This is a genomic window from Paenibacillus mesophilus (genome assembly GCF_005938385.1).
Lineage (GTDB): Bacteria > Bacillota > Bacilli > Paenibacillales > NBRC-103111 > Paenibacillus_AB > Paenibacillus_AB mesophilus.
In genome coordinates this window covers 387,121-410,547 of record NZ_VCRA01000006.1, presented here as the reverse complement: position 1 = coordinate 410,547, position 23,427 = coordinate 387,121, and the positions used below count along the sequence as shown (strand labels likewise).

The window sequence follows — 23,427 nt, the reverse complement described above, 5'->3', positions numbered from 1 at the left end:
CGAATAAGCCCAATCCTTTTGCCGGGTCCGATGCGGATCGGGCTGTTGATGCGTTCTGGCGGCGCTCTTCCGGGCATGGCGATTTGTGCTATAATGCAGAATGGGATCAGGATGTCCTATCTATCGGAAAGGGTGAGACACATGGATAAGCGCCTGAGCAGCAAGGATCAGAAGATGCTGTTGAACGCTTTGGATAAGGCTAAGGCTGAGGCAGCGCAGATGAGGCTCAAGGAGGAAGCGAAGCGCTGGGAAGATATCGAGGCGCCGTTAACTCTCGCGAATGGTTTGGCAAGGCTGACGAAATACGACCTTTCGACGATCCGGTCGAATTGGAATATACGGGGAGCCAGTTCGCTTAAGAAGCAAGAGTTGATAGCCGTCATGGAGCAGCATGTGTCCGCAGCTTTGTCTAATCTGTTCTTCCAATTGGATGAGACCGGGTACGGAATCATGAAGAAAATCGCCGATCGGGGCGGTCATGGCTTCCTGCCGTTGGACAATCATCAGATTGACTTTTTCAAGGACAGGGGTATGCTTTTCCCGGGGACGTACGAAGGGAAACGGATTCTCGTCATCCCGCAGGAGGTTCTCGATGTATTCCGGGCGTATGACAGCAAGCCGTTACGCGAAGCGGTCAAGAAAAATACGGAGTGGGTCAAGCTTACGCAAGGGTTGCTTCATTACTATGGCGCTTTAAGCTTCGACGAGCTTAAACGTCTGCTGGAGCAGTATGCGGGAGTGATCGAGAAGCCGACCCGGTATCTGATGGCGCTGAGTGAGGCGGAATCGTTCTACCGTGAAATGAGGATCGATCAAGACGGGCTGACCCACCATCGGGTTATGGATGCGAACATCGTGAAGCAGGAGCACCTATCGAGACCGGATTTGCCGTTCTACCCCTTCACGAAAGAACAGCTGCTGCGCGCCGGGGAACCCGGTTTTATCGACCGGCATCCGGGCTATTTGGCTTTGGTCAATTTTATAACGAGCACTTATTCGCTCCCGCGGGATGAGGCGGACCCTTATGTGGAAGAGTGCGTATATTCGGTTCAGAACGGCAAAACTCCCGGCTCCATCCTAAAAGATTTGCAGCTCGTCTTCCAGATCGACAACCTGGAATTGGTCCAACGATTCATGAGCCATCTCGTCACGTTAAGCAATCATACGAAACAATGGTATCTCAAAGGATATTCTCCGGACGAGCTGTCGTCCGCGCGAAGCGGACCGTCCCGTCCCGGGCCTGCAGCTTCCGCCGACATTATCGACTTCGCCACGCGGAGGAAAGTGGGGCGGAACGACCCTTGTCCTTGCGGCAGCGGCAAGAAGTTCAAGAAATGCTGCGGCGGTTGAACGGCGCATATGGAAGCGGAAGGGGGATCGGCCGTTGAAAACATTCAAGAAAATATATATCGAGATTACGAGCGTGTGCAACTTGGCTTGCAGCTTTTGTCCGCAAACGGAACGGAAGGCCAATTTCATCAAGCTTGAGGCGTTTCACCGCATATTGGACCAGATCAAGCCCCATACGAAGCATATTTACTTGCATGTGAAAGGCGAGCCGCTCCTCCATCCGAAGCTCGACGAGCTGCTGGACGCAAGCCACGCCAAAGGATTCAAGGTCAACATTACGACGAACGGGACGCTCATCACGAAAGCCGGGCCGAAAATATTGGGCAAACCGGCGGTGCGCCAAATGAACTTCTCGCTCCACAGCTTCGACGGGCACGAGGGCTCGACGAACCGGGAGAAATATTTGGCCGATATTATTTCCTTCGTCCGGGAAGCGGTCCGGCACCGGGTGCTTATCTCGTTTCGGCTGTGGAATTTGCAGAAGGACAACATCACGAATATGGAGAGAAGCCGCAACCGGCAAACGCTGGAGATTTTGGAGAAAGAGTTCGGCCTGGACTATAAGATCGAGGAGAAGGTCGTGCCGGGCAGCGGAGTCAAAATCGCCGAAGGCATCTACTTGAATCAGGACCATGAATTCCAGTGGCCGAGCCTTCAGGCGCCCGAGGACGAGGGGAAAGGATTTTGTCACGCGCTCCGGAGCCAAGCGGCGATTCTCGTGGACGGAACGGTCGTGCCGTGCTGTCTGGACGGCGAAGGCGTCATCAACTTGGGCAACGTGAACAACGCCTCGTTCTCCGATATCGTCGAAGGCGAGAGAGCGAACAACTTGTTCGACGGGTTTTCGAGAAGAGAAGCCGTCGAGGAGCTGTGCAGGAAGTGCGGATATAGGCAGCGATTCGGTACTTGAGCGGAACGCGATATGATTTACACGAGAGCCATTTGGTTGTAATCTTTGGATTGCAAGCGCATGGCTCTTATGTTGTTTTAGATGATGGGGAATAAATTTGGGGGCTCCCCCGGAAGTAATAGGAATAAGCTGCGAAGTGAATCTTCACTTCCGGGGGATGCATTAGGGGGGAACGTATGCTTGGATTGGCGGTGCTGCTCGTACTCGGATCGGGCTTCATACATGCGGTCTGGAATTTGTATACGAAGCGGAGCATGAACAAAAACGTTTTCCTTTGGTGCTGCCAGCTTATCGCCATAGCCGTATTTCTCCCGTGGACGATCATGGAGCTGGATTCGGTCGAGTACACCTCCGCTTCAATTTCTCTCGTGGCGGCCTCCATGCTCCTGCACGGGCTGTATGTCGTACTGCTCGCGGCTGTGTATTCCGTAGGCGATTTGTCGCAAGTTTACCCGATTATGAGAGGGACGAGTCCGCTCCTGGTTCCGCTGGCCGGCGTGCTCCTTCTGGGCGAAAAGCTTTCCCAATACGGATGGGCGGGGGTTGTCTTGATAGTAACCGGCATTGTGCTATCCAGCGGCGTCAACCTCCAACGTGGACAAGGAGCTTCTCTCAAGGCACCGCTGCTGGCACTATCGGTCGGCTTATGCATCGCCGGCTATATCGTCGTTGATAAGCTTGCGCTGCAGGTTGTCCCGGCGGTCGTATTGAACGAAGCTTCGAATATCGGGAACGTGCTGGCTTTGTCTTGGGCGGCTCTCCGGTCGGGAGCGATCGGGAAGGAAATCCGGCTTAACTGGAAAATCATCCTGCTTGGAGGGATATTGGCCCCCGGCGGTTACCTTCTGTTCTTGTTCGCCTTGTCTCTCGCGCCCGTCGCCCAGCTGGCCCCGATGAGGGAGATCGGGACCGTATTCGGTACGATACTCGGCATATTCATACTGCGGGAAGCGCAAGGCGGCCGGCGCTTGATGGCGTCCCTGATCATTACGGCAGGAATTATCGTGTTGGGCCTATGGGGGAGCGAGCATTCGTAACCGGTTCTATGGAAAAGCTTCCTGCAAGACTACAAGCGGGAGCGTAAAATAAAACGAGCTGCCTTCGTTCCGCTTGCTCTCCGCCCAGATCCGGCCGCCGTGAGCAAGCACGATTTCTTTGGCGATGGCAAGTCCGAGGCCGGTTCCTTCCTGCAAGCCGCCGTCGGAGTTGCCTTTATAAAACCGGTCAAACACGTAAGGCAGCGATTTCTCGTCTATGCCCGTCCCCGTATCCGAAACGCGAATAAGCAGTTCATTTCCCGTCTGCCCGCACTCGACCTCAATAGCGCCACCGGCCGGCGTGAACTTAAGTGCATTGTAGACGATATTGGTGATGACTTGATCGATCCGCACCGAATCGATCATTACATAGGCATCGTCCCATCCGCCTTCCGGAGGAGTACGCTTGACGGTAAACCGGACGTTTCGCGCCCGGACATCCCATTCCCATTTGCGCAAATGCAGCTCGATCAGATCGTCGGCGGACATCGCTTCGAAGTCGAATTTAAACTGCTTCGCTTCCAGGCGGGACAGCTGGAACAAGTCTTTGACGAGCCTGTTGACATACAGCACTTTATCGTAAATCGTATTCCAGTACTTGTTCTCCGTCGGCTCGATGATGCCGTCCATAATCGCTTTGACGTAGCCTTGAATCGCGGTCATCGGCGTGCCGAGCTCGTGCGAAATGTTCGATACGAGCTGACGGCGCGATTCCTCCGCCTGGCGGAGCTCCTCGTTCTTCTTCAGCAGATGCTCATTGGTGAGCCGCAGCTCGGCGGTCCGCTCGGATATCGTATTCTCCAGCTGCATGTTCACTTGAAGCAGCTCGGCTCCAATTTCCTCTACCTTGGCATGGGCTCCGGTAAATCGTTTGGCGACAATCATCGTCTGGCTGAACAGAAACAGAAAGACGCCGAACGGAGCGAGATTGATGCTCGACACGAGCTGGTTGTAGAACAAAATGTCGTTCATCGCGGCGGCGAACATGAGGCATGCGGATATACCGCTGAGGAGCGCGCCTTCTCTTCGGCGCTTGATAGCCAGCGCGTAAATAAACAAAATATAGACGAATGCGGTAATGATGACGATCTGGAACGGTACCATCGAATAAGTAAAAATACGCGGCTCGAAGAGCAGGGCAAGCAGGCAGAAGACGGAGCAGCAGGCGAAAATGGCGGCAATCGCTATCCGGCTCGTTTCCCGGGGATACAGATGCCTTACGAATAGCGCAAACAGCAAAATGCCCGCGTTCGGCGACAAATATTCCAGCTTGACGGCTGCGGACCAATCCAGCTGCGGAACAAAGCGCACCAGCAGCGTTTCGCCGAGAAGCAAGGAACGGAGCGCGAAGAACAACGAGGCGCAGCCGATCAGCACGACGAGCTTATCCTTCTTGCGGAAAAACCATAAGCCGACATGGTACAAGCCGAGTATAATCAGAGCGCTCGAGATGAACATATCGGACGCCATCCGATTCTCACGATGCCGTGTGATCGAAGAAGCTTCGCCAATAGACAGCGGTGCCCACATTCCGCCTTTGCGCTGCACGAAATTCGATACTTGGACGACCAATTCCAAGTCCGTTGCGTCGGGGTGGAAGTAGACGACTTTGGCGTAATTTTTCGGCTTCATCGTCTCGCGCGTCAATCCGACCGTACCGTTCGAGGCTTTCAATTCGCCGTTGATCCACAGCTTGTAGGAGGTAGCCACCGCCGGAATATAGAGCGCATGGACCGCATGAGACACTTCATCTCCCAGATGAATGCGAAGACGATACGTTGCCGCTCCTTCGTTCAAGGCGGGGTAAGCGCCGCGTGCTCCCCAGACGTGCGGAACTTTCACATATTGCATAGGAATTCGGGAATTTCCGTATGCGTCTATATCGGCGGGCTCCAGCAGCGCGCTCCAATACAGCTCCCATTCCCCGGTCAATTTCACGGTATCCCGGGCGAGATCGATTTGCGACAAATCAAGCTTGCCTTGAACGGCGCCTGTCTGACTGTCTGCCGAGACATGGCGGGGAAGCGGCAATAGAAGCAATGTAAGAAGCAGCAGCGCACCAAAACCGTATTTTATGATCGACACCGTCATCCGCCCTCGCTTAAACGATTACGCCTTAGGATCTGCTGCATAACTTGCCGTTAGTAAGGTTTGTCGTGGAAAAAACCGGTATGTATAGTGTACCCCGGACCGATCGCTTAGGAAAGAGGGTTGTCCGCACTTTCGATAGACGAGCATTTCTGCGACAATAGAGAAGGGATTGTTAGGTTCATGCAATTCGACGATTACATCAAACATAAGGAGCTGCTATGATACGATTCGGCATTATCGGCACGAACTGGATTACGGATGCTTTCCTGCAAGCGGCGCGCGAATGCGACGATTTCGCGCTGACCGCCATATATTCCCGGACGGAGGAGCGGGCCCGGCAATACGCCGGCAAGCACGGTGCGGCGCACATTTATACCGATGTGGAGGCAATGGCCGACAGCGGCGAGATCGACGCCGTCTATATCGCCAGCCCTAACTCGTTTCACGCCGAGCATGCGATAGCTTGCATGAAGCGCGGCGTGCATGTGCTGTGCGAGAAGCCTATCGCGTCCAATGCCTCCGAGCTGCGGAACATGATCGCGGCCGCCCGAAGCCATAACGTTGTATTGATGGAGGCCATGAAATCGACGCTGATGCCGAATTTCCAAGCGATTCGGGACAACCTGCACGGCATCGGGAAAGTGCGGCGTTATTTCGCCAGCTACTGCCAATACTCGTCCCGTTACGATGCTTACAAGCAGGGGAATGTGATGAACGCGTTCAATCCGGTATTTTCGAACGGGGCGCTGATGGACCTCGGCATTTATTGCCTGTATCCGGCGGTCGTTCTGTTCGGGAAGCCGGACGCCGTTCGGGCGAACGGGGTGCTGCTCGAGTCCGGGATTGACGGTGAAGGGAGCCTGCTGCTCCGTTATCCGGAGATGGATGCGGTTATTATGTACTCCAAAATTACGCATTCCTCCTTGCCTTCCGAAATCCAAGGGGAGAACGGAAACTTGGTGATCGAGAAGATCAGCCAGCCGGAGAAGGTGGAAATCCGGTACAGGGACGGTACGGTGGAGAATTTGACACGGGATCAGGCTGACAACACGATGGTTTACGAGATTAAGGAGTTTATTAACCTGATTAAGAGCGGCCAGCCGGAGTCGAGCGTCAATTCGCTCGAGCATTCGCTATGGACGATGGAGATTATGGACGAAGCGAGGCGGCAGATGGGGCTTGTGTATCCGGCGGATGCACGGGAGAAGGCGGCCGGCGTTTGAACCGCGTTTACAAAGAACCGCGTTTACCGGGAATATCCGGGTAAGCGCGGTTTTCTTTTTGCGATATTTTTATCGGCTTGCCAATGGCATAAAAAGGAGGGCGCCGCCGGATACTATCAACTTGGATAGAAGCAGATCCGCGTCTCTGCAGGTCACGCGGCACCCCCTGAAAATTGGGACGGGGACTCGAAGCCTTTGCCAAGCGTTTTTCGTCCAATGTTTCCACTATGCTATCGTACATAGGAGGTACCCGATGAGCACCAAAACCATACCAGGCCCGAGAGGGCTGCCGATTACAGGCCATTTGCTGGCGTTCCGCAAAGATCCTCTTCATTATTTGGAACAGTCGTTTCGCGAATACGGACAGCTCGTCCATCTGCGCTTCGGGCCGAGCCGCCATTTGTATTTGCTTACCGAACCTGAGCTGATCAAGGAGGTGCTGCTTACGAAGCAGCAGCATTTTCGCAAAGCGAAAGGGCTGCAGACGGCCAAAGCGGTCGTAGGCGAAGGCATTCTGACGAGCGAGAAGGAGAAGCATCTCCGCCAGCGCAGGCTGATGCAGCCGTCGTTCCGGAAAGACCGGATATCGGCCTACGGAGAAGCGATGGTTCGCCATGCCGAACGGATGATGGCGAACTGGAGCGGAGGGCGGACGCGCGTCATTACCGACGACATGATGCAGCTGACGCTGGACATTATTATGGAGACGATGTTCGGCTCGCAGCTGGAGCCTGACGTCGTAGGGGAGATCAGCCGGGCGATCGACGTAGGCATGAAGTACGTGAGCGCGCGAGCGTCCTCGTTCATCGATTTGCCCGCGAGTATTCCGACGAAGAGCAACCGGGAATTTCAAGAGGCGTCGAAGCTGCTGGACGGAGTCATCTACGGCATTATCGAGAAGCGCCGCAAACAGACGGAGGAGGCGGCAACGGGGCGGAAAGATTTGCTGTCCATGCTGCTTGCCGCGAGAGACGAAGACGGGAGCAGCATGACCGACGAGCAGGTGCGCGACGAGGTGATGACGATTTTCCTCGCCGGTCACGAGACGACGGCCAATACGCTGTCGTGGACATGGTATTTGCTCTCCTTGAATCCGGACGCGGAGCGGAAGCTTCACGCCGAGCTGGATTCGGTGCTCCAAGGACGCAGACCGGCTCCGGAAGACCTGGACAAGCTGGAGTACTTGCAGCTGCTTCTGTGGGAGTCGATGCGCCTTTACCCCGCGGTGTGGGCCATCAACCGGGAAGTCGTCGAAGAGGTCGAGATCGGCGGACATACGTTCCGGCCCGGAGATACGATTATGATGAGCCAATACGTCATGCACCGCAATCCGAACTACTACGACAATCCCGAGCAGTTCCGGCCGGAACGATTCGAAGGGGATTTTCTGAAGACGATCCCGCAGTTCGCTTACTTTCCGTTCGGCGGCGGGCCGCGCGTTTGCATCGGCAACAATTTCGCCTTGATGGAGGCGGCGCTCATCATAGCGGCGGTAGGTCAGCGATTCAAGCTTCGGCTAGCGGACGATCATCCACCGGTCGAGCTGGAGCCGCTTGTTACGCTTCGGCCGAAGAATGGGTTGAGAATGATTGTGGAAGCTCGAGCTTAAAGATACATCCCCCGGTTCGGAATGTTCCGGGGGTTTTGTCATCAGCGGGCGTGGCGGCGATTCCGGTAAAGCGCATAGACGGGCATATAACTGCGAAAGCTTGAAGTAGGTGCGCATAAGCAAAAATCCAAACTGAACCCGGAGGGTGAACATCATGGTTGTGGAACAGCTAGTGAAATCTCCGTTTGTCGAACGGCATGCGGTCAAATCGTACGACCCGCAGGCGACATTGACCAGACAGCAAATTACGGAGCTGCTGGAAATGGCCCAGAAGGCTCCATCGGCTTGGAATCTGCAGCCGTGGAAGTTTCTCGTGTTCGACGAGCGGGGGGCCAAAGAAAAGCTGCTGCCGATCGCGTACGGACAGCAGCAGGTCGTGGATGCCGCCTTTACGGTAGCGATGCTCGGCGATTTGGAAGCGGATAAGAATGCGGAGCTGATTTACCAGGAGGCGGTGGATAAAGGCTTCATGAACGCGGAAATCAAATCGCGTCTCGTCGGGCAAATCGAAGCGGCTTACGCCAACCGGCAAACCGCCCGCGATCAGGCGTTCTTGAACGCTTCGCTTGCCGCCATGCAGCTTATGCTGGTCGCTAAGGAGATGGGCTATGATACGTGCCCGATGGGGGGCTTCGACGCGGAGAAGCTGGCGGATGTTTTCCGGGTTCCGGACCGGTACATCCCGGTTATGCTCATTGCCGTCGGACGGGCGGCCAAGCCCGCTTATCCGAGCTCCCGCTTCCCGACCGATGCCGTTACGGTATGGAACTCCTTCTAGCGCAGCTTCCGTCTGCGCATCCGCAATGTTTTGCTTGACGTACAGGCCGCCCTCGTTCATACTGTCTTTCAGCTAGGAACTTTAACGGAATAACATACCTGTACTCTGACGACCGGGACTTGCCGGTCCACAAAGCCTCTGTCGTCAGCCAGGGCGGCAATTCCGTTAAGTTCCTTACAACAAGAACGGTGGAGACTGACATGAATCGGCATACCTTATATATGGAGTTCGGCCGCGAGGAGTGGGCGGCGCTTAGAGATCATACGCCCCTCCCGCTGACGAAGGAAGAATTCGAACGATTAAAGGGGTTAAACGATCAAATTCCGTTCGAAGAGGCGGAGCGCATTTATCATCCGATTACCCGGCTTATTAACTTGTATGTAGCCGCTTCCCAGCAGTTGTACCGATCGGCTGTTTCCTTTACCGGCAGCCGCGAGGCGAAGACGCCGTTCATCATCGGCATAGCGGGAAGCGTGGCGGTCGGCAAAAGCACGGCGGCCCGGCTGCTGCAGCTGCTGCTCTCGCGGTGGACGAACCACCGCAACGTCGACCTGGTGACGACCGACGGATTTTTGCATCCGAACCGGATTTTGCAGGAGCGGGGACTCATGAAGCGCAAAGGCTTCCCCGAGAGCTACGATATTAAGCGGCTGCTGCAGTTTCTAACGGAAGTGAAGGCGGGCAAGCCGGAAGTATCGGCTCCGGTATACTCCCATTTGGTATATGACGTTATTCCCGATCGGCAGCAGGTCGTCCGCAATCCGGACATTCTGATCGTGGAAGGCATCAACGTGCTTCAAGTGAGCAAGGAGGCACGAGTGTTCGTCAGCGACTTCTTCGATTTCTCGATCTATCTAGATGCCGACGAGAAGGACATTGAGCAGTGGTATATCGAACGGTTCCGCATGCTGCGGGATTCGGCGTTTCGCGACCCGAAGTCGTACTTTCATCGTTACGCCACGTTGACGGAGGAGGAATCGGTCCAGACGGCGACGCAAATATGGAACGAAATTAACGCCGTTAATTTGCGCGAGAATATTTTGCCGTCCAAAGGCCGCGCCCGGCTGCTGCTGCAAAAAGGCTCGAACCACGAAATCCGCAAAGTGCTGCTCCGCAAGTAGCTTGTAATTTCCGTGGCACTCGACTATGATGAAGAAAATAACGTTGTGAAGCACACACCGCTCGATCCGGAGAACCGGACGATGCGGTGTTTTTGCGTTCGGCGTCTAGGGAGGGAGGGCTAATGTCCTATGAAGCTTACTACGAGCGGTTCATGCTGCGACATATGGAAGAAGCCGGAGAAATGCGATGTCGGCGGTTAAAGGATGGACTCGGCCATGCGGAGAAGCTGTTTCTGCAGCAGGTTTGGTGGCCGGCCGTCGGTCATTTCGACTATTTGCACCCTGAATACGAAGTGATGGATTTCAAAGACGGTGTCCGTTACTTGGACTTCGCCTACATCCGTGCGCCCTATCAGGTGTGCATCGAAATAGACGGGTACGGTCCGCACGGCCGCGACTTGAGCCGTTGGCAGTTTGCCGACAACTTGCTGAGGCAAAACCACCTCGTCCTGGACGGATGGAAAGTGCTGCGCTTTGCATACGACGAGCTGACCGACAAACCTCGGCGCTGCCAGCAAACGGTGCAGCAGCTATTGGGCAGATGGTACGGGGATACGCATGCGCCCACGGAGCTCGGCATATCCGAACGGTCGGCGAGAACGATTCTGCATCGGCTCGTGCAGGCAGGGTATTTGCTGCCCGCTTCCGGAGCGGCGCGAATCCGCTCTTACCGGCTTAATCCGGAGAAGGGGCCGCTACGGCTGTAGTTCTGTTCGGATTGGCGGTGGGAATAGCGAAAAAAATGCACTTATTTCCTCGGAGAAAGGGGATCCGGGTAACATAGCGGAAAAAATTGAGCTTATTTCGAGGGAAATCATCGATTGGAGGGCATGTTCAGGTGTTTTTCGCCGAAATAGATGCAATAATTTCCGCTAACTGCCGGGGAGTCGGTCAAAGTTGAGGAATAGGTGCGTTTTTTTCCGCTATTACTCCGTGAGTCTAATTTCGTCGTGATTGGTCTACTTGTCGCGCGTTTGGGCGTATGCCGATTTTTACAGATTCAAATTGACTCGGACCATTATATTAGATTATTATCTAATTAGACATTCATCGAAAATATATCGAGTCGGAGGATACCCGCATGCAGTTGGACAAAATCGTCAACTACCATAAAGCGCTGGCCGACCCTACACGCGTCCGGATGATCGGCCTGCTGGCCGACGGAGAGCTGAACGGGCTGGAGCTGGCGGAGAAGCTGTGCATTTCGCCGGCTACGGTGACGCACCATGCCGCCAAGCTGCGCGAGGTTAGCCTGATCAACGAGCGGCGCGACAAGAACACGATCTACTTTTCGCTCAACCGGTACTTTATCCGGGCATACAGCACCGTTATCGTCGACCTGATCGAGAAGGGGAACAAAGGGGAGGAGGAAGGGAAGATGGAAGACGCACACACCCGTCTGCGGCAATCCGTGCTGAAAAATTTCTTCACGGCGGACGGCAAGCTGAAGCATATTCCGGCGCAGCTGAAGAAGAAGCTGATCGTGCTGGAGCATCTCGTGTCCAAGCTCGAACCGGGCCGAAGCTACACGGAGAAGGAAATCAACGAATATATCGGGCGGGTGCACGAGGATTTCGCCACGATCCGCCGCGAATTCATCATGCATCACTATATGTATCGCGACAATCAGATTTATGAGCTAAATCCGAAGGAATTGTGGGCCAAATGGGAGACGCTGTCTTGACGACAGGGCGACGGTCGTCGGATGCAAGCAAAACCGCCTTGGAGATGCTCTCCAGGCGGTTTTGTCGGTTTAAGCGAACTTATTAGGAAAGCGGGAACTGAAGCGCGTTCCATTCGCGCAGCTCGAGCGTCCGCGCGCCTTCGAGCACGACCGGGTCCGCCTCGGCGAGCGCTTTCGCTTCTTCCGGGGAATCGGCGCGGTAAATGACCATGCCGCCTTTTTTGTCCGCGAACGGTCCAGCCATGACGACTTTGTTTTCCTTATAAAGCTTGTCGAGGTAGTCGAGATGGGCGGGGCGGAATTTGGCGTTCAGGTCGGCATCGATAATCGTAAGCAATGCGGCATACAGCATAGCGGTTTTGGACTCCTTTCGAATAAGCGGGTCGCTGGACGACCCGGCGTTGTTTCCTCTTGCATTGTACCTTTTCAGACGTCCGATGAAAAGGGGGTTGTCGGCTCCCGCAACGCGTCAAAGACGGAGCCGGGTCGGATGCCGGACAGCGCTTGGGCCAGCTGGGTGCGGTTTCTCACGCCGTACTTGTGCAGCATCGCATTGACGTGCTTCTTGACGGCGGCCACGCTCATATAGAGCGCCGAAGCGATCTCGCCGTTCGTGTGCCCTAGCGCGAGCAGTCCGGCGACCTCCCGTTCGCGGGGAGTAAGCGGGTGGAGGGTCGCGGTCGAGGCGGGAACTCCGCCAAGCAGCGAAGGCGTACGGTCGCCGCTGTCGGGCAAGGATGCGGCGGCGGACTGCTCCGTCGCGAACAGGGACGGGAACGGTTCGGACGACTCCGTCACCCGGTTCAGAAAGGAGATCATCCCGCCGCTGCCACGAGTGTCCAGCACGTAGGCGGGGGTAAGCGTCCTGCCGTCGTAATCGGCGTGTTCCGCGCCGGGTACGGTCATAAAGCCGAGACTGCGGTACGCTTCCGCATAGTACGGCACATTCGGCGGAGAAGCGACCAGCAGGGCGCCGGCCAGCATATGCTCCAGCTTAAGCCGCACGACGTCGGAACGCAGCTCCTCTTTCTCCGGGTCGGCGACGTCTGCATAGTACAGAAACTTGCCGACGCTGGCCCGGGGAGGCACCTGAAACGGGGCCAGCCGCTCCGCCGGCAGTGAGTGGAAATAAGCCCGGGAAGCCGGGGCGTTCATGAGAAAAGGCAGCGTCCCCGCGTGGATCGGCAGCATGGCGACGAGTCCGACCGCCTCTCCGGCAGGGCTGCGGAGCAGACGAAGGGCATGCTCGCCGCCATGCCGGACAAGCTCGCTCACGGATGCCGGCGACAGCTGCTGCAAGCTTTGGGCGGCGGTCAGAGAGAAGCGGAACAGCTGCCCCGTCTCGGGGTCCGAGCAGCGGATGACGCTGTCCCGGGCAAGGCTTGCCCGGCTTCGTACATAAGTCTCGGCCTCTTCGGCGTTATGCGGGCTGACGGTTTCCCAGTAATTGCGGGAGGCGCGGGAATGGCGGAAATGCGCCCGCAAAATCGGGTTGCCGATCTGGCCGAGCAGCTCGGCCGCTTCGCGGGTGATGTCCTGTCCTTCCCGCAGCGCCGCGGCGATCCGTTCGCGCAAAGAGCGGACCGTCATGCTCCGGTACTGCGCGAACCGGTCGGGAAACCGTTCGCGGAATGACAGGAGCACCGTCTCGCGGGCCAATTCGTGCATGCGCCAGCCGCCGCCTAGGCTTCGTTCGACGAAGGAGAGCTTGACGAGACGGTCGAACAGAGAAGGGGAGATATCCCTCCCGGTCATGGCGGACAAGCTCTCCTGCTGAAACGAACGCGTGACGGACGCGGCCATGACCAGCTCGCGCAGCTCGTCGTCCGGAGCTTCCCGCAGCCAGTGGCGGACGAGCTCCTCGAACCTTTCGTCAAGCCGTTCCGGCCTAGTCGGCGAAGCCGGCGCGATAGCGCGGCGATCTGTGCCGGGAGAAGCGGAGACGGCCATCGCGAGAGAGAGCGGGTGGCCGAATGTCCGGATCCACAGCCGGTCGGCCGCAGTCTCGTCGGTTATTCCGCAGCGCGTCAAGTAGACTCTGGCATCGTCATAGCTCCACTCGGACAGCGGCAGCGCGACGACGAGCTTCCTCCAAGCCGGCGATAGGCGCCATGGTCCTTCCAGCGGGTAACGTCCGGCTATGACGATGAGGATGTTCGTGTGCAGCATGGGCAGCAGCGAATCGCGCAGCCAGGCGTCCAGGCTGCCGATTTCCTCGTAATGGTCGAACGCAAGCACGATGCGCCTGGAGACGGCGATCCGGTTGAGCGGCTCGGCGCATGAATCCGGTGAGCCGAACGCGGCTGCGGACGTCTCGATGCCGTGTGCGGAACGGCCGGACTCCGCATCCGCCATACTTTGCGGATAAGCACGTCCGGTCTGATCCCGCACGAAAGCGGCGATATGCTCGGTACGCCCCGCCACTTGGCGAAGATCGACATAGACGAATGACGCCCCCCATTCCTCCGCGATGGCGCGAAACCGTCCGAGCAGAACCGTTTTGCCCATTCCCCCGGTTCCGTGCACGTTCAAGATCCGCTCGGTCCTATCCGGCAGGCGGGTCAAATATTCCTCGAAAAAATGCTGCTCGAAGGCGCGGCCGACGAATTCGTCGACACGGAGCCGTTCGATCCGATCCCCGAGCGTTGCGAACGCGTCGTTGTCGTCCGGCGCAGGCGTCATTTTCGCATACCTCCTTTTACGATGGATTCGGCATCGCCTCCCAAGAAGCCTTCTCCCATTTCGTTTTTTATCCCAAAGTATACTATCGATGTCGCCCGAAGGATAGTACTGCCGCCTCCGCCGGTCATGCTACGTTATCGGTAGCAAACCGCGAAAGGGGAAATGATCCATGCACGACACGAAAGCGGAGGAAAAGACGGACTACTCCGTTCCCGTAAACGATCCCGCGCTGCGGGAACGCCTAATGGAGCCGGACCGGATATCCGGCTCGGAAATATTGCTGCGCTCGCTGCTGCTCGAAGGGGTGGAATGCGTTTTCGGCTATCCGGGTGGAGCGGTACTGTACATTTACGACGCCATGCACGGCAATCCGCATTTCCGGCATGTGCTGACCCGGCACGAGCAAGGAGCGATTCATGCGGCGGACGGATACGCCAGATCGACCGGCAAAACCGGAGTATGCATCGCCACCTCGGGACCGGGAGCGACCAATCTGGTGACGGGTATCGCCACGGCGCATATGGACTCGGTTCCGCTTGTCGTCATTACCGGCAACGTCGCCGCAACGCTCATCGGCACCGATTCGTTCCAGGAAGCGGACATCGTCGGGATTACGCAGCCGATCACGAAGCACAGCTACTTTGTACGGAGCGCCGCCGATTTGCCGCGTATCGTGCGCGAAGCGTTTCATATCGCGGGGACGGGGAGGAAGGGGCCCGTGCTGATCGACATCCCGAAGGACGTCTCGGCCGAGGAGGCGGTATTCCGCTATCCCGCCGGTATATCGATTCCGGGGTATAACCCGTCACCGGCCGCACCCGGGCTGTTGCAGCGGATCGATGAGCTGCTCGCGGCGGTGGAGGCCGCCGAACGGCCTCTGCTGCTCGCCGGAGCAGGTGTTGTCGCGGCGGACGCCGGAAGCGAGCTGGTCACGTTCGCGGAGAAAACGCGGGTTCCCGTCACGACGACGCTGCTCGGACTGGGCGGCTTCCCGAGCGGGCACGGGCTGTGGCTCGGCATGCCCGGCATGCATGGCACGGTGGCGGCCAACCGGGCGCTGCAGGAGTGCGACCTGCTTATTTCGGCGGGAGCGCGGTTCGACGACCGGGTGACGATGAGACTGGACGGCTTCGCTCCCGGAGCGCGCATCGTCCATATCGACATCGACGCGGCGGAGATCGGCAAGCTGGTGCCGACGGCGATCTCCGTGCAGGGAGACGTCCACGACGTTCTAAATGCGGCGAACGCGCTGCTCATTGAGCGGGGAAGAGGAGAAGCGTCCGCGAGCCGAGCCGGTACCTTCGGGCCAAGCGACGCCAAGGCGGCGTGGCTGAGACGCCTCGACAGCCTGAAGCGGCAATACCCGCTCCGCTATACGGATACGGAACACCCGCTGAAGCCCCAAGCCGTCATCGAGATGATATCCGGGACGACGGGCGGGGAAGCGATCATTACGACCGATGTCGGGCAGCATCAGATGTGGACGGCGCAATATTACAAGTTCAACCGCCCGCGTTCGCTCGTTACGTCCGGCGGCTTGGGCACGATGGGCTTCGGCTTTCCGGCGGCGATCGGCGCGCAGATTGGCAATCCGGACCGGCTCGTCGTCTCGATCAACGGGGACGGCGGGATGCAGATGTGCTCCCAGGAGCTGGCGATTTGCGCGATCCATAACATCCCGGTCAAAATCGTCGTCATCAACAATCGGACGCTCGGCATGATCAAGCAGTGGCAGGAGCTCATCTACGATCGCCGCTACAGCCACATCGATTTGTCGGGCAGCCCGGATTTCGTCAAGCTGGCGGAAGCATACGGCGTGAAGGGACTCCGGGCGGACAATAAGCATGATGCCCGGCTTGCATGGCAGGAGGCGCTCGATACGCCGGGGCCGGTGCTGATCGATTTCGTCGTCTCGAAGGACGAGCTTGTCTATCCGATGGTACCGCAAGGCAAGCCGCTGGGCGACATGATCGTGGGGGAGGGGCGGAACAATGGCGACACTTAAAATATCCGTTCTGGCGCAAAACCATCCGGGCGTGCTGCAGCGCATCTCCGGTCTGTTCGGGCGAAGGGGCTACAATATGGAGAGCATTACGGTCGGCGGCTCCGAGCGGGAAGGGCTGTCGCGGATTACGATTACCGCGGGAGGAGACGACCGTACGGCCGAGCAAATTTGCAAGCAGCTGAACAAGCTGATCGATGTCGTGGAAGTCGCTGAGTTACAGGAGAGGGCCGTAATCGCGCGCGAGCTGATGCTTGTCAAGCTGCATGCGGAGCCCGTGACCCGCCACGAGCTGTTCGCGCTCGCGGAGACGTTCCGCTGCTCGACCGTCGATGTGGGTCCCCGCTCGGTCGTCATTCAAGTCGTAGGCGAACCGGACAAAAACGACGCTTTGCTCCATCTGCTGAGGCCGTACGGCATCACGGAGCTGACGCGTACGGGGGAGACCGCGATGCTGCGGGGGGATTGATTGCGCATAAGCGGTCGGTTCGAAGCTCCGGATGTGGTAGTATAGACATATACGTATACCGACATCGATCCGGAGGTGGAGCGAATGCCGAAAGGACACGACAACGAGAAGCTCGCTTTGGAGCGTGCCGCGATTCGCGAATTCATACGGCTCTACAACGGTCGAAATCTTGTCAAGCTGCGGCTGTTGTACCAGCACGACCGTCCCGACGCCGTAATGCAGGATTCGCGCGGAAGCAAGCTCGGGCTGGAGATTACGCATCTGTTCTATGATGCTGCGGAAGCGAAGAAGCTGCTCGGCCGTCCGGATTCCGGCGATGCCGGTCCGGCGGGTCCATTTACGCTTGCCCATCTGATCGCTCAGCTGAACGAGCTGATCCGCCGCAAGGAATCGAAGATTAAAGCGTACGATCCGGCTTATCCGATCTCGCTGCTCATTCGCAACGCCTCGCCTACATTTCGTCTGAGCGAAATATGGGCGGCGAGGGAGCACATTCACAAGCCGGCCGAATTGTTTGTGGACACTTGGTTTTTGACGAGAGACGGGACGCCGGACTGGATGCTGGTCAATTTGGACGATTTATAGCCGGGCGCTGGTGCGAAAGGGTTCTTTGTGCCTCGGACGGTGGCAGTCGCGCAGATCCGTTTGTCTTTCTGCGGCAGGAAGTGCTATACTTTGGTTCAAGTTAGGCAAGGGATACTTGAAGCTGGGGGGGCAAAAACCGTTAATATCTATAAATCTTTTATAAACTCTATAACATAATTATAATGTTTTAGAGGCGATGTAATGGAACTTTATGGAATTGGTAACTTCTCGAGATGATTGGAGTCACACAACAAACATTAAGGAATTGGGATAAACTCGGAAAGCTGAAACCGCACTATGTCAGCGACAGCGGATACAGATATTATTCTCAAACTCAGTTAAACGAACTTCTGAAAAAGAAAGAACCTGCGCAGTGAATCGTCGTTGGTTACGCGCGTGTGTCTAGTCTGAAGCAGAAAGACGATCTTGGACGGCAGATCGAAAACCTCAAAGCGTACATGATTGTCAAAGGCTATTCGTTTGAGATCATCTCGGATATCGGAAGCGGCATCAACAACAAGAAAAAAGGTTTCAATCAACTGCTGGAACTCATCGTTTCCTCCCGCGTGGAGAAGATTGTTGTCCTTTACAAGGATAGGTTGATGCAATTCGGCTTTGAACTTATGGAGAACGTATGCGGTCAATTCGAAACAACCATCGAAATCATTGACCACACGGAGAAAATGGAAGAACAAGAATTGGTGGAAGATCTGATTCGGATTGTCACGGTGTTCAGTTGCTGGTTACAAGGAAAGCGGGCGAACAAAGCGAAGAAGATGCTCAGGGAGTTGATGGAAGATGATTCTTGCGAAAAAAATCAGAATCAAACCGACACCTGAGCAGCAGCAAGCGTTATGGCGTTCGGCTGGCGCGGCCCGATGGGTATACAATTGGACGCTTGCCAGACAGGAAGAAAACTACCGGAGAGGTGGCAAGTTCATCCCTGACGGTGAGCTGCGGAAAGAACTGACGAAGCTGAAGCAGGCGGAGGAATATGCGTGGCTCGGCGAGATCTCTGCCCATACTACGAAGCAAGCCGTCAAAGACGCATGCGACGCTTACAAGAAGATGTTCAAAGGACAATCCGGAAAGCCGAAGTTCAAAACCAGGAAACGATCGAAACCGGCATTTTACAGCCGCTATGACCGATTCAAGGTGAAAGGAACCACTGTTTATCTCGAAAAGATCGGCTGGCTGCAAACGAGTGAACCGATCCCGAAATCGGATAAGTACAGCAATCCACGAATATCGTATGACGGCAAGTACTGGTATGTATCCGTAGGTGTGCGGCAGGAGCAAGAGAAGTCGGAGCTGTCGGGCGAAGTTATTGGGATCGACGTTGGTCTTAAAGATTTAGCGGTCTGCAGTAATGGCATGAGGTTCAAGAACATCAATAAATCTCGCGCCGTAAGAAGAACGGAGAAACGCTTGCGCAGGTTGCAGCGCAAGGCTTCCCGCAAATACGAAATGAACAAGGAGGGAAACCGTTTCGTCAAGACAGGCAACCTTATTAAGGTCGAACAATCAATCCGTTTGCTTCATCGGAAACTGACGAATATCCGCACCAATCACATTCACCATGCCACAAGCGCGATAGCGAAAACCAAGCCGAGCGCTGTAGTGATGGAAGATTTGAATGTGAGCGGGATGATGAGGAACCGCCATTTGAGCAAAGCGATTGCCGGACAAAAGCTGCATGAGTTCATTCGGCAGGTGAAATACAAATGCGAGAGGATCGGCGCTGCATTCCTACAAGCCGACAAATGGTTCCCGTCATCAAAATTGTGCTCAAATTGTGGAGGGATCAAATCGAATCTGAAACTATCCGAGCGCACCTACACATGCAATTGCGGACATGTGATCGACCGCGACATGAATGCGGCGATTAATCTGTCGAAATTGGTGACATAGCATTTGACACGCTTAAGCCAATATGTAGGATTCGTTGCATCCGAATTTACGCCTGTGGAGTGTCACACCAACCGCAAGTAGCCACTGGCCGGAAGTCAAAGCGAAGCTTTGACGTGGCTCGGGCAAAAGCGGACACATGGAAGCAGGAAGCAAACAAGGATTTATAGACTTTTATAAGTTCTTGGCAACGGATAAACATGGATCGAATTGCAAGTACGGAACAATTCAAGGAAGTAACGAACCGGGATTCGTTCACGGTGGTCAAATACTACACGACGTGGTGCCCGGACTGCAAAAATTTGGACCGGTTCATCGGCGGCATCATGGCCGAGCATGCGGACAAACAGTGGTTCGAGATGGACGCCGAGCAGTTCCAGGAAATCGCCGAGGAGAACGAAGTGCGAGGTATTCCGAGCCTTCTCGTATACCGCAACGGGCAGAAGGTCGCGCATTTGCATAGCAAGTTTGCGAAGACGCCGGACCAGGTCCGCGAATATTTGAATAGCTTGCCACAAGCGTAAAAAAAGCGATTCGTGCAGCAGTCCGCCGGAAGACGGGCTGTGCCCGGATCGCTTTTGTTCTTGCGGGATAGGAGTCTCCGTTTTTTTGTGATACGCCTCCTACAGCGACAGCCCGAAACGCTTCAGCTCGATGAAGAGCGGCTCCAGCTTCTTGCCTTTGTCGGTCAACGAATATTCCACCCGCGGAGGAACCTCCGGATAAACATGCCGTATCACAATCCCTTTCTCTTCAAGCTCCCGCAGGCGCATGGTCAACGTCTTGGCGCTGATGCCTTCGAGCGACCTCAGCAGCTCGCCGAAACGGACCGTTCCGTCCAACAGCAGGTCGCGGACGATCAGAAACGTCCATTTGTTGCTGATCATGTCCAGCGTTTTGGCGATCGCACACTCCGCTCCGGCTATTCCTTTGGACAGCAATACCGGTTCGTCCATACCGGTTCCCTCGCTTTCTTCTCATCCTGTTTGTTTCACTGTACCAAATGTGCGATTCGTTGTGCAATACAATAGTTTCTATAAAGTAACTAAGTGAAAATAAGTTCACTACTTTCCAAAGTAAAGTAATGAATTTATAATGGTTTTTGTAGGAACACTATTTGGCGACACGATAAAGGAGGAATATGGAAATGAACCGATTGAACACCCCTTTCTCATACAAAAGCCTGCAGCTGCGAAACCGCATCGTTATGCCTCCGATGTGCCAATATTCGGTTACGGCGAAGGACGGTAAGCCGAACGACTGGCATCTCGTCCACTATGCGTCCAGAGCGGTCGGAGGGGCCGGGCTTGTTATTATCGAAATGACGGATGTCGAGCCGGACGGCCGGATTTCCGATTACGATCTCGGCTTATGGTCGGATGACCACATTCCGGCGTTCGCCCGGATTGTTAGCGCGGTCCAGTCGCACGGCGCCAAGATCGGCGTTCAGATCGCCCATGCGGGAAGGAAAGCCGAGGACGCCGAAGTGCCGGTCGCCCCATCCGCGATCCCGGTAACTCCGGACTCCAAGACGCCGCGGGCGTTGACGACGGAAGAAACGAAGGCGATGGTCGGCAAATTCCGCGACGCCGCACGCAGAGCGATCGCCGCAGGCGTCGATACGATCGAGCTCCACGGAGCTCACGGCTACTTGATCCATCAGTTTCATTCCCCGGCGCTTAACCGGAGAGAGGACGAATACGGCAAAGATTTGTCCTTGTTCGGGGTAGAAGTGATCCGTGCGGTCAAAAGCGTGATGCCGCCCGAAATGCCGCTTATATTGCGTATTTCCGCGATCGAATATATCGACGGGGGATACGACCTCGACCATTCGCTCGAGATCGCCCGCAAATACCGGGAAGCCGGAGTCGACATGTTCCATGTGTCGACCGGCGGGGAAGGACCGGCCGGCAAGCGCAAGCCGGGCAATTACCCCGGCTATCAGGTGCCGTATGCCCGGGCGTTCAAGGAAACGCTGGACGTTCCCGTTATTGCCGTAGGGATGCTGGACAACCCGGCACTGGCCGACGCTACAATAGCGAACGAAGACGCCGACTTGGTAGGGGTGGCTCGCGGCATGCTGCGAGATCCGTACTGGGCGATCCACGCGGTCCAAGCCGTGGCGGGGAAAGAGGCGATTCCCGCGCCCAAGCAGTACGCTCGCGCATTTTGAGCGGCGGATGGTTGGAGGAGACACGCCTCTATCCCCGAATCGAAGCGTGCATCGCCGACTGCCGGATGGTACAATAGACGGAACAATGCCCGACGCGATGCGGGGACAAGGGGAAATGACGTGAACGACGCCACACATACCGATTATGAAACGATACGCACCGTTCTGCGGCAGCGGCTTCAGGATCAAAGCCTCGTCTGCGAGGAACTGCTGCGGCTCGTGGACGAGGCGGAGCGCCGTGAAGCCGCGGAGCGGGACAAGGCCGAACGGCTGCACGCCGAGAACGAACGGTTGAAGCAGGAACTCCGCAAGCTTCGCACCGCGCAGGCGGGCGTCATGTCGAGCCGGCTGAGGGACGCTTTGAGGGAATGAACAAGAACGCCCGACAGCATCGGCTGCCGGGTGTTCTTGTTTCGGGCGTCTCCGTCCCGCAATCTAAACATCTGTCCGAGGGCGAAGAGGCCCGTAAAAAATCAGAGACCCCGGCGATATCGCCGGGGTCGGTCTGTTTCGGTTTAAACCGAAATCACCTTGTTTATCATCTTGAGCATCACTCCTTTCCTAAGGTGATTTCATCATATCGCATCGGCGGCCGCCGTTCCATGGAACGTTTCGTTATAACGGATTTTGGCATGGGCCGGCATCCGTTTTGTTTCTTTTTGGTTAACGGTCGTTGTTCGTCTGTTTGGACCGTTTCCCGTGTGCTATGATTAAGGGTGTGACTAAAGGCCTAATCAATCGAGTTTCGACTTATATAGCTTTTCTGGCAATCGCCGCATGAAGGGGGGAGGGGACCTATGGACCTCAACGAGCAAGCGATGATCGACGCCGGCAAGGTCGTAAGCAAACGCCGCGGCGAAGTGCTGTTCCGCGCGGGGGATGCGGGCGACCATATGTATGTAGTGCTGAACGGTACGGTGGAACTATTTTTGGAGCAGGACGGCAAGCGTATTCCGGTGGCGAAATTCGGCAAAGGCGACTTCTTCGGGGAAATGTCGCTGCTCGAGGGCTTGCCGCGCAGCGGTACGGCGGTCGCGGCGGGAGACGTGAAGCTGGCGCAGCTGCACGAAGAGGCGTTCCGCAGGCTGATGCTCGAGGACGGCGGTCTGGCATGGCGGGTGATGAAAGGCTTGTCGACGCGCATACGCGGCATGAACCGGGAGCTTGTGCAGCGGGTCGGCCATGATTTGCAGGAGGTGGCTGCTGCGCTGCAGCTTAACGCGGGAGGCATTACCGAGGGGATCGGACGGATTGCCGCCTCGGCCGGCGAAATCGATACGAACGAGCGTCATTTGGCCGGGCAGATCAAGGAGGTGCAGCGCATCTCCGAGCAGATCGGAGCGATGCTCGCCTTTATCCGCAATGTGGCGACCCAGACGCAAATTCTCGGCTTGAACGCGAGCATCGAGGCGGCCCGAAGCGGAGAATACGGGCGGGGCTTCGCCGTTATCGCCGAGGAAATCCGCAAGCTGTCGGTGCAATCCAAGGAGAACGCCGAGAAAATTGCCGAGCTGACCGGGCAAATCGGCCACAAAATGAAGGCGATCACGTCGGCTTCCGAGGACAGCGCCAAGAAAAGCAACGAACAGGCAGCGGCCACTAGGCAAATGGTCACGGCCGTCGGCGAAGTGGCGGGACTGGCGGGGCGGCTTGCAGGCATTGCCGATTCGCTGAAGTGAGTAAGTGAGCGAAGCGGAGACAGGAGCGGCACGAGCGCGGTGGGAGAGGGTTTTGTTTAGCGGAAAATATTGCCGTTATTCCGCTCGTTTTTGCCGTTCGCCGGAAAATAGCGGAGGACGTTTTTT

22 protein-coding genes and 1 pseudogene are annotated in these 23,427 nt (G+C 56.4%); 19 read left to right on the top strand and 4 right to left on the bottom strand.

What is annotated here, in order from left to right:
• Nucleotides 1-141: 141 nt before the first annotated feature.
• From FE783_RS14315 to FE783_RS14305, 3 genes are all read left to right on the top strand, one after another.
• Nucleotides 142-1,350 carry an SEC-C metal-binding domain-containing protein gene (locus FE783_RS14315; RefSeq protein WP_158301803.1) on the top strand — a complete coding sequence of 403 codons (1,209 nt, stop codon included), beginning with the start codon at nucleotides 142-144 and terminating at the stop codon, nucleotides 1,348-1,350.
• 34 nt (nucleotides 1,351-1,384) lie between these two features.
• On the top strand, nucleotides 1,385-2,260 hold the full coding sequence (locus FE783_RS14310; RefSeq protein ID WP_138880037.1) for a radical SAM/SPASM domain-containing protein: 876 nt from the start codon (nucleotides 1,385-1,387) through the stop codon (nucleotides 2,258-2,260).
• A gap of 176 nt (nucleotides 2,261-2,436) precedes the next feature.
• Nucleotides 2,437-3,297 (top strand): DMT family transporter, encoded by an 861-nt coding sequence (locus FE783_RS14305; RefSeq protein WP_138880036.1) that lies wholly within the window; start codon nucleotides 2,437-2,439, stop codon nucleotides 3,295-3,297.
• A 6-nt stretch (nucleotides 3,298-3,303) separates the two neighbouring features.
• Here FE783_RS14305 and FE783_RS14300 read toward each other — a convergent pair whose 3' ends face one another.
• Nucleotides 3,304-5,382 (bottom strand): sensor histidine kinase, encoded by a 2,079-nt coding sequence (locus FE783_RS14300; RefSeq protein ID WP_158301802.1) that lies wholly within the window; start codon nucleotides 5,380-5,382, stop codon nucleotides 3,304-3,306.
• A gap of 224 nt (nucleotides 5,383-5,606) precedes the next feature.
• Between FE783_RS14300 and FE783_RS14295 the strand changes: the two genes are divergently transcribed.
• The 6 genes from FE783_RS14295 to FE783_RS14270 all read left to right on the top strand — a co-directional run bounded on the left by FE783_RS14295 (nucleotide 5,607) and on the right by FE783_RS14270 (nucleotide 11,803).
• Complete coding sequence (locus FE783_RS14295; protein ID WP_138880034.1) at nucleotides 5,607-6,611, top strand: Gfo/Idh/MocA family protein; 1,005 nt, start codon at nucleotides 5,607-5,609, stop codon at nucleotides 6,609-6,611.
• 253 nt (nucleotides 6,612-6,864) lie between these two features.
• Nucleotides 6,865-8,220, top strand: coding sequence for a cytochrome P450 (locus FE783_RS14290; RefSeq protein ID WP_138880033.1), 1,356 nt, complete (start codon nucleotides 6,865-6,867; stop codon nucleotides 8,218-8,220).
• A gap of 154 nt (nucleotides 8,221-8,374) precedes the next feature.
• On the top strand, nucleotides 8,375-8,998 hold the full coding sequence (locus FE783_RS14285) for a nitroreductase family protein (protein ID WP_138880032.1): 624 nt from the start codon (nucleotides 8,375-8,377) through the stop codon (nucleotides 8,996-8,998).
• 200 nt (nucleotides 8,999-9,198) lie between these two features.
• Nucleotides 9,199-10,119, top strand: a complete 921-nt coding sequence (gene coaA, locus FE783_RS14280; RefSeq protein ID WP_138880031.1) for a type I pantothenate kinase — start codon at nucleotides 9,199-9,201, stop codon at nucleotides 10,117-10,119.
• 122 nt (nucleotides 10,120-10,241) lie between these two features.
• Nucleotides 10,242-10,826, top strand: a complete 585-nt coding sequence (locus FE783_RS14275) for a DNA-binding response regulator (RefSeq protein WP_138880030.1) — start codon at nucleotides 10,242-10,244, stop codon at nucleotides 10,824-10,826.
• Nucleotides 10,827-11,200: 374 nt separating this feature from the next.
• Nucleotides 11,201-11,803 carry a DUF2087 domain-containing protein gene (locus FE783_RS14270; RefSeq protein ID WP_138880029.1) on the top strand — a complete coding sequence of 201 codons (603 nt, stop codon included), beginning with the start codon at nucleotides 11,201-11,203 and terminating at the stop codon, nucleotides 11,801-11,803.
• An 82-nt stretch (nucleotides 11,804-11,885) separates the two neighbouring features.
• Here FE783_RS14270 and FE783_RS14265 read toward each other — a convergent pair whose 3' ends face one another.
• Nucleotides 11,886-12,155: a YciI family protein gene (locus FE783_RS14265; protein ID WP_138880028.1), complete on the bottom strand. Its 270-nt coding sequence runs from the start codon at nucleotides 12,153-12,155 to the stop codon at nucleotides 11,886-11,888.
• Between the two features lie 74 nt (nucleotides 12,156-12,229).
• Complete coding sequence (locus tag FE783_RS14260) at nucleotides 12,230-14,485, bottom strand: LuxR C-terminal-related transcriptional regulator (protein WP_138880027.1); 2,256 nt, start codon at nucleotides 14,483-14,485, stop codon at nucleotides 12,230-12,232.
• 169 nt (nucleotides 14,486-14,654) lie between these two features.
• Between FE783_RS14260 and ilvB the strand changes: the two genes are divergently transcribed.
• The 6 genes and pseudogenes from ilvB (at nucleotide 14,655) to FE783_RS14230 (ending at nucleotide 19,973) form a co-directional block, all read left to right on the top strand.
• Nucleotides 14,655-16,490 (top strand): biosynthetic-type acetolactate synthase large subunit, encoded by a 1,836-nt coding sequence (ilvB, locus tag FE783_RS14255; protein ID WP_138880026.1) that lies wholly within the window; start codon nucleotides 14,655-14,657, stop codon nucleotides 16,488-16,490.
• Nucleotides 16,477-16,956 (top strand): acetolactate synthase small subunit, encoded by a 480-nt coding sequence (gene ilvN / locus FE783_RS14250; RefSeq protein ID WP_138880025.1) that lies wholly within the window; start codon nucleotides 16,477-16,479, stop codon nucleotides 16,954-16,956. Before ilvB ends, ilvN begins: the two co-directional genes overlap by 14 nt.
• Nucleotides 16,957-17,040: 84 nt before the next feature.
• Nucleotides 17,041-17,541, top strand: a complete 501-nt coding sequence (locus FE783_RS14245) for a hypothetical protein (protein WP_138880024.1) — start codon at nucleotides 17,041-17,043, stop codon at nucleotides 17,539-17,541.
• Between the two features lie 201 nt (nucleotides 17,542-17,742).
• Nucleotides 17,743-18,380, top strand: a pseudogene (locus tag FE783_RS14240) (IS607 family transposase).
• A complete protein-coding gene (locus FE783_RS14235) occupies nucleotides 18,340-19,452 on the top strand; it encodes an RNA-guided endonuclease InsQ/TnpB family protein (protein WP_138880023.1) in 1,113 nt (370 codons plus the stop codon). The pseudogene FE783_RS14240 and the gene FE783_RS14235 overlap by 41 nt, the downstream one beginning before the upstream one ends.
• Before the next feature lie 197 nt (nucleotides 19,453-19,649).
• Nucleotides 19,650-19,973, top strand: a complete 324-nt coding sequence (locus tag FE783_RS14230; RefSeq protein ID WP_138880022.1) for a thioredoxin family protein — start codon at nucleotides 19,650-19,652, stop codon at nucleotides 19,971-19,973.
• A gap of 99 nt (nucleotides 19,974-20,072) precedes the next feature.
• Here FE783_RS14230 and FE783_RS14225 read toward each other — a convergent pair whose 3' ends face one another.
• The gene (locus tag FE783_RS14225) at nucleotides 20,073-20,405 is read right to left on the bottom strand and encodes a winged helix-turn-helix transcriptional regulator (protein ID WP_138880021.1); all 333 of its coding nucleotides are present in this window, start codon (nucleotides 20,403-20,405) and stop codon (nucleotides 20,073-20,075) included.
• A 191-nt stretch (nucleotides 20,406-20,596) separates the two neighbouring features.
• On the opposite strand from FE783_RS14225, the gene FE783_RS14220 reads away from it, so the two are divergent.
• The 4 genes from FE783_RS14220 to FE783_RS14205 all read left to right on the top strand — a co-directional run bounded on the left by FE783_RS14220 (nucleotide 20,597) and on the right by FE783_RS14205 (nucleotide 23,301).
• Complete coding sequence (locus FE783_RS14220; protein WP_138880020.1) at nucleotides 20,597-21,622, top strand: NADH:flavin oxidoreductase/NADH oxidase; 1,026 nt, start codon at nucleotides 20,597-20,599, stop codon at nucleotides 21,620-21,622.
• A 120-nt stretch (nucleotides 21,623-21,742) separates the two neighbouring features.
• Nucleotides 21,743-21,994 (top strand): hypothetical protein, encoded by a 252-nt coding sequence (locus FE783_RS14215; RefSeq protein WP_138880019.1) that lies wholly within the window; start codon nucleotides 21,743-21,745, stop codon nucleotides 21,992-21,994.
• Complete coding sequence (locus FE783_RS14210) at nucleotides 21,991-22,332, top strand: hypothetical protein (protein WP_138880018.1); 342 nt, start codon at nucleotides 21,991-21,993, stop codon at nucleotides 22,330-22,332. The genes FE783_RS14215 and FE783_RS14210 overlap by 4 nt, the downstream gene beginning before the upstream one ends.
• 87 nt (nucleotides 22,333-22,419) lie before the next feature.
• Entirely contained in the window at nucleotides 22,420-23,301 is an 882-nt protein-coding gene (locus FE783_RS14205) for a methyl-accepting chemotaxis protein (RefSeq protein WP_138880017.1), read from the top strand.
• Nucleotides 23,302-23,427 lie beyond the last annotated feature (126 nt).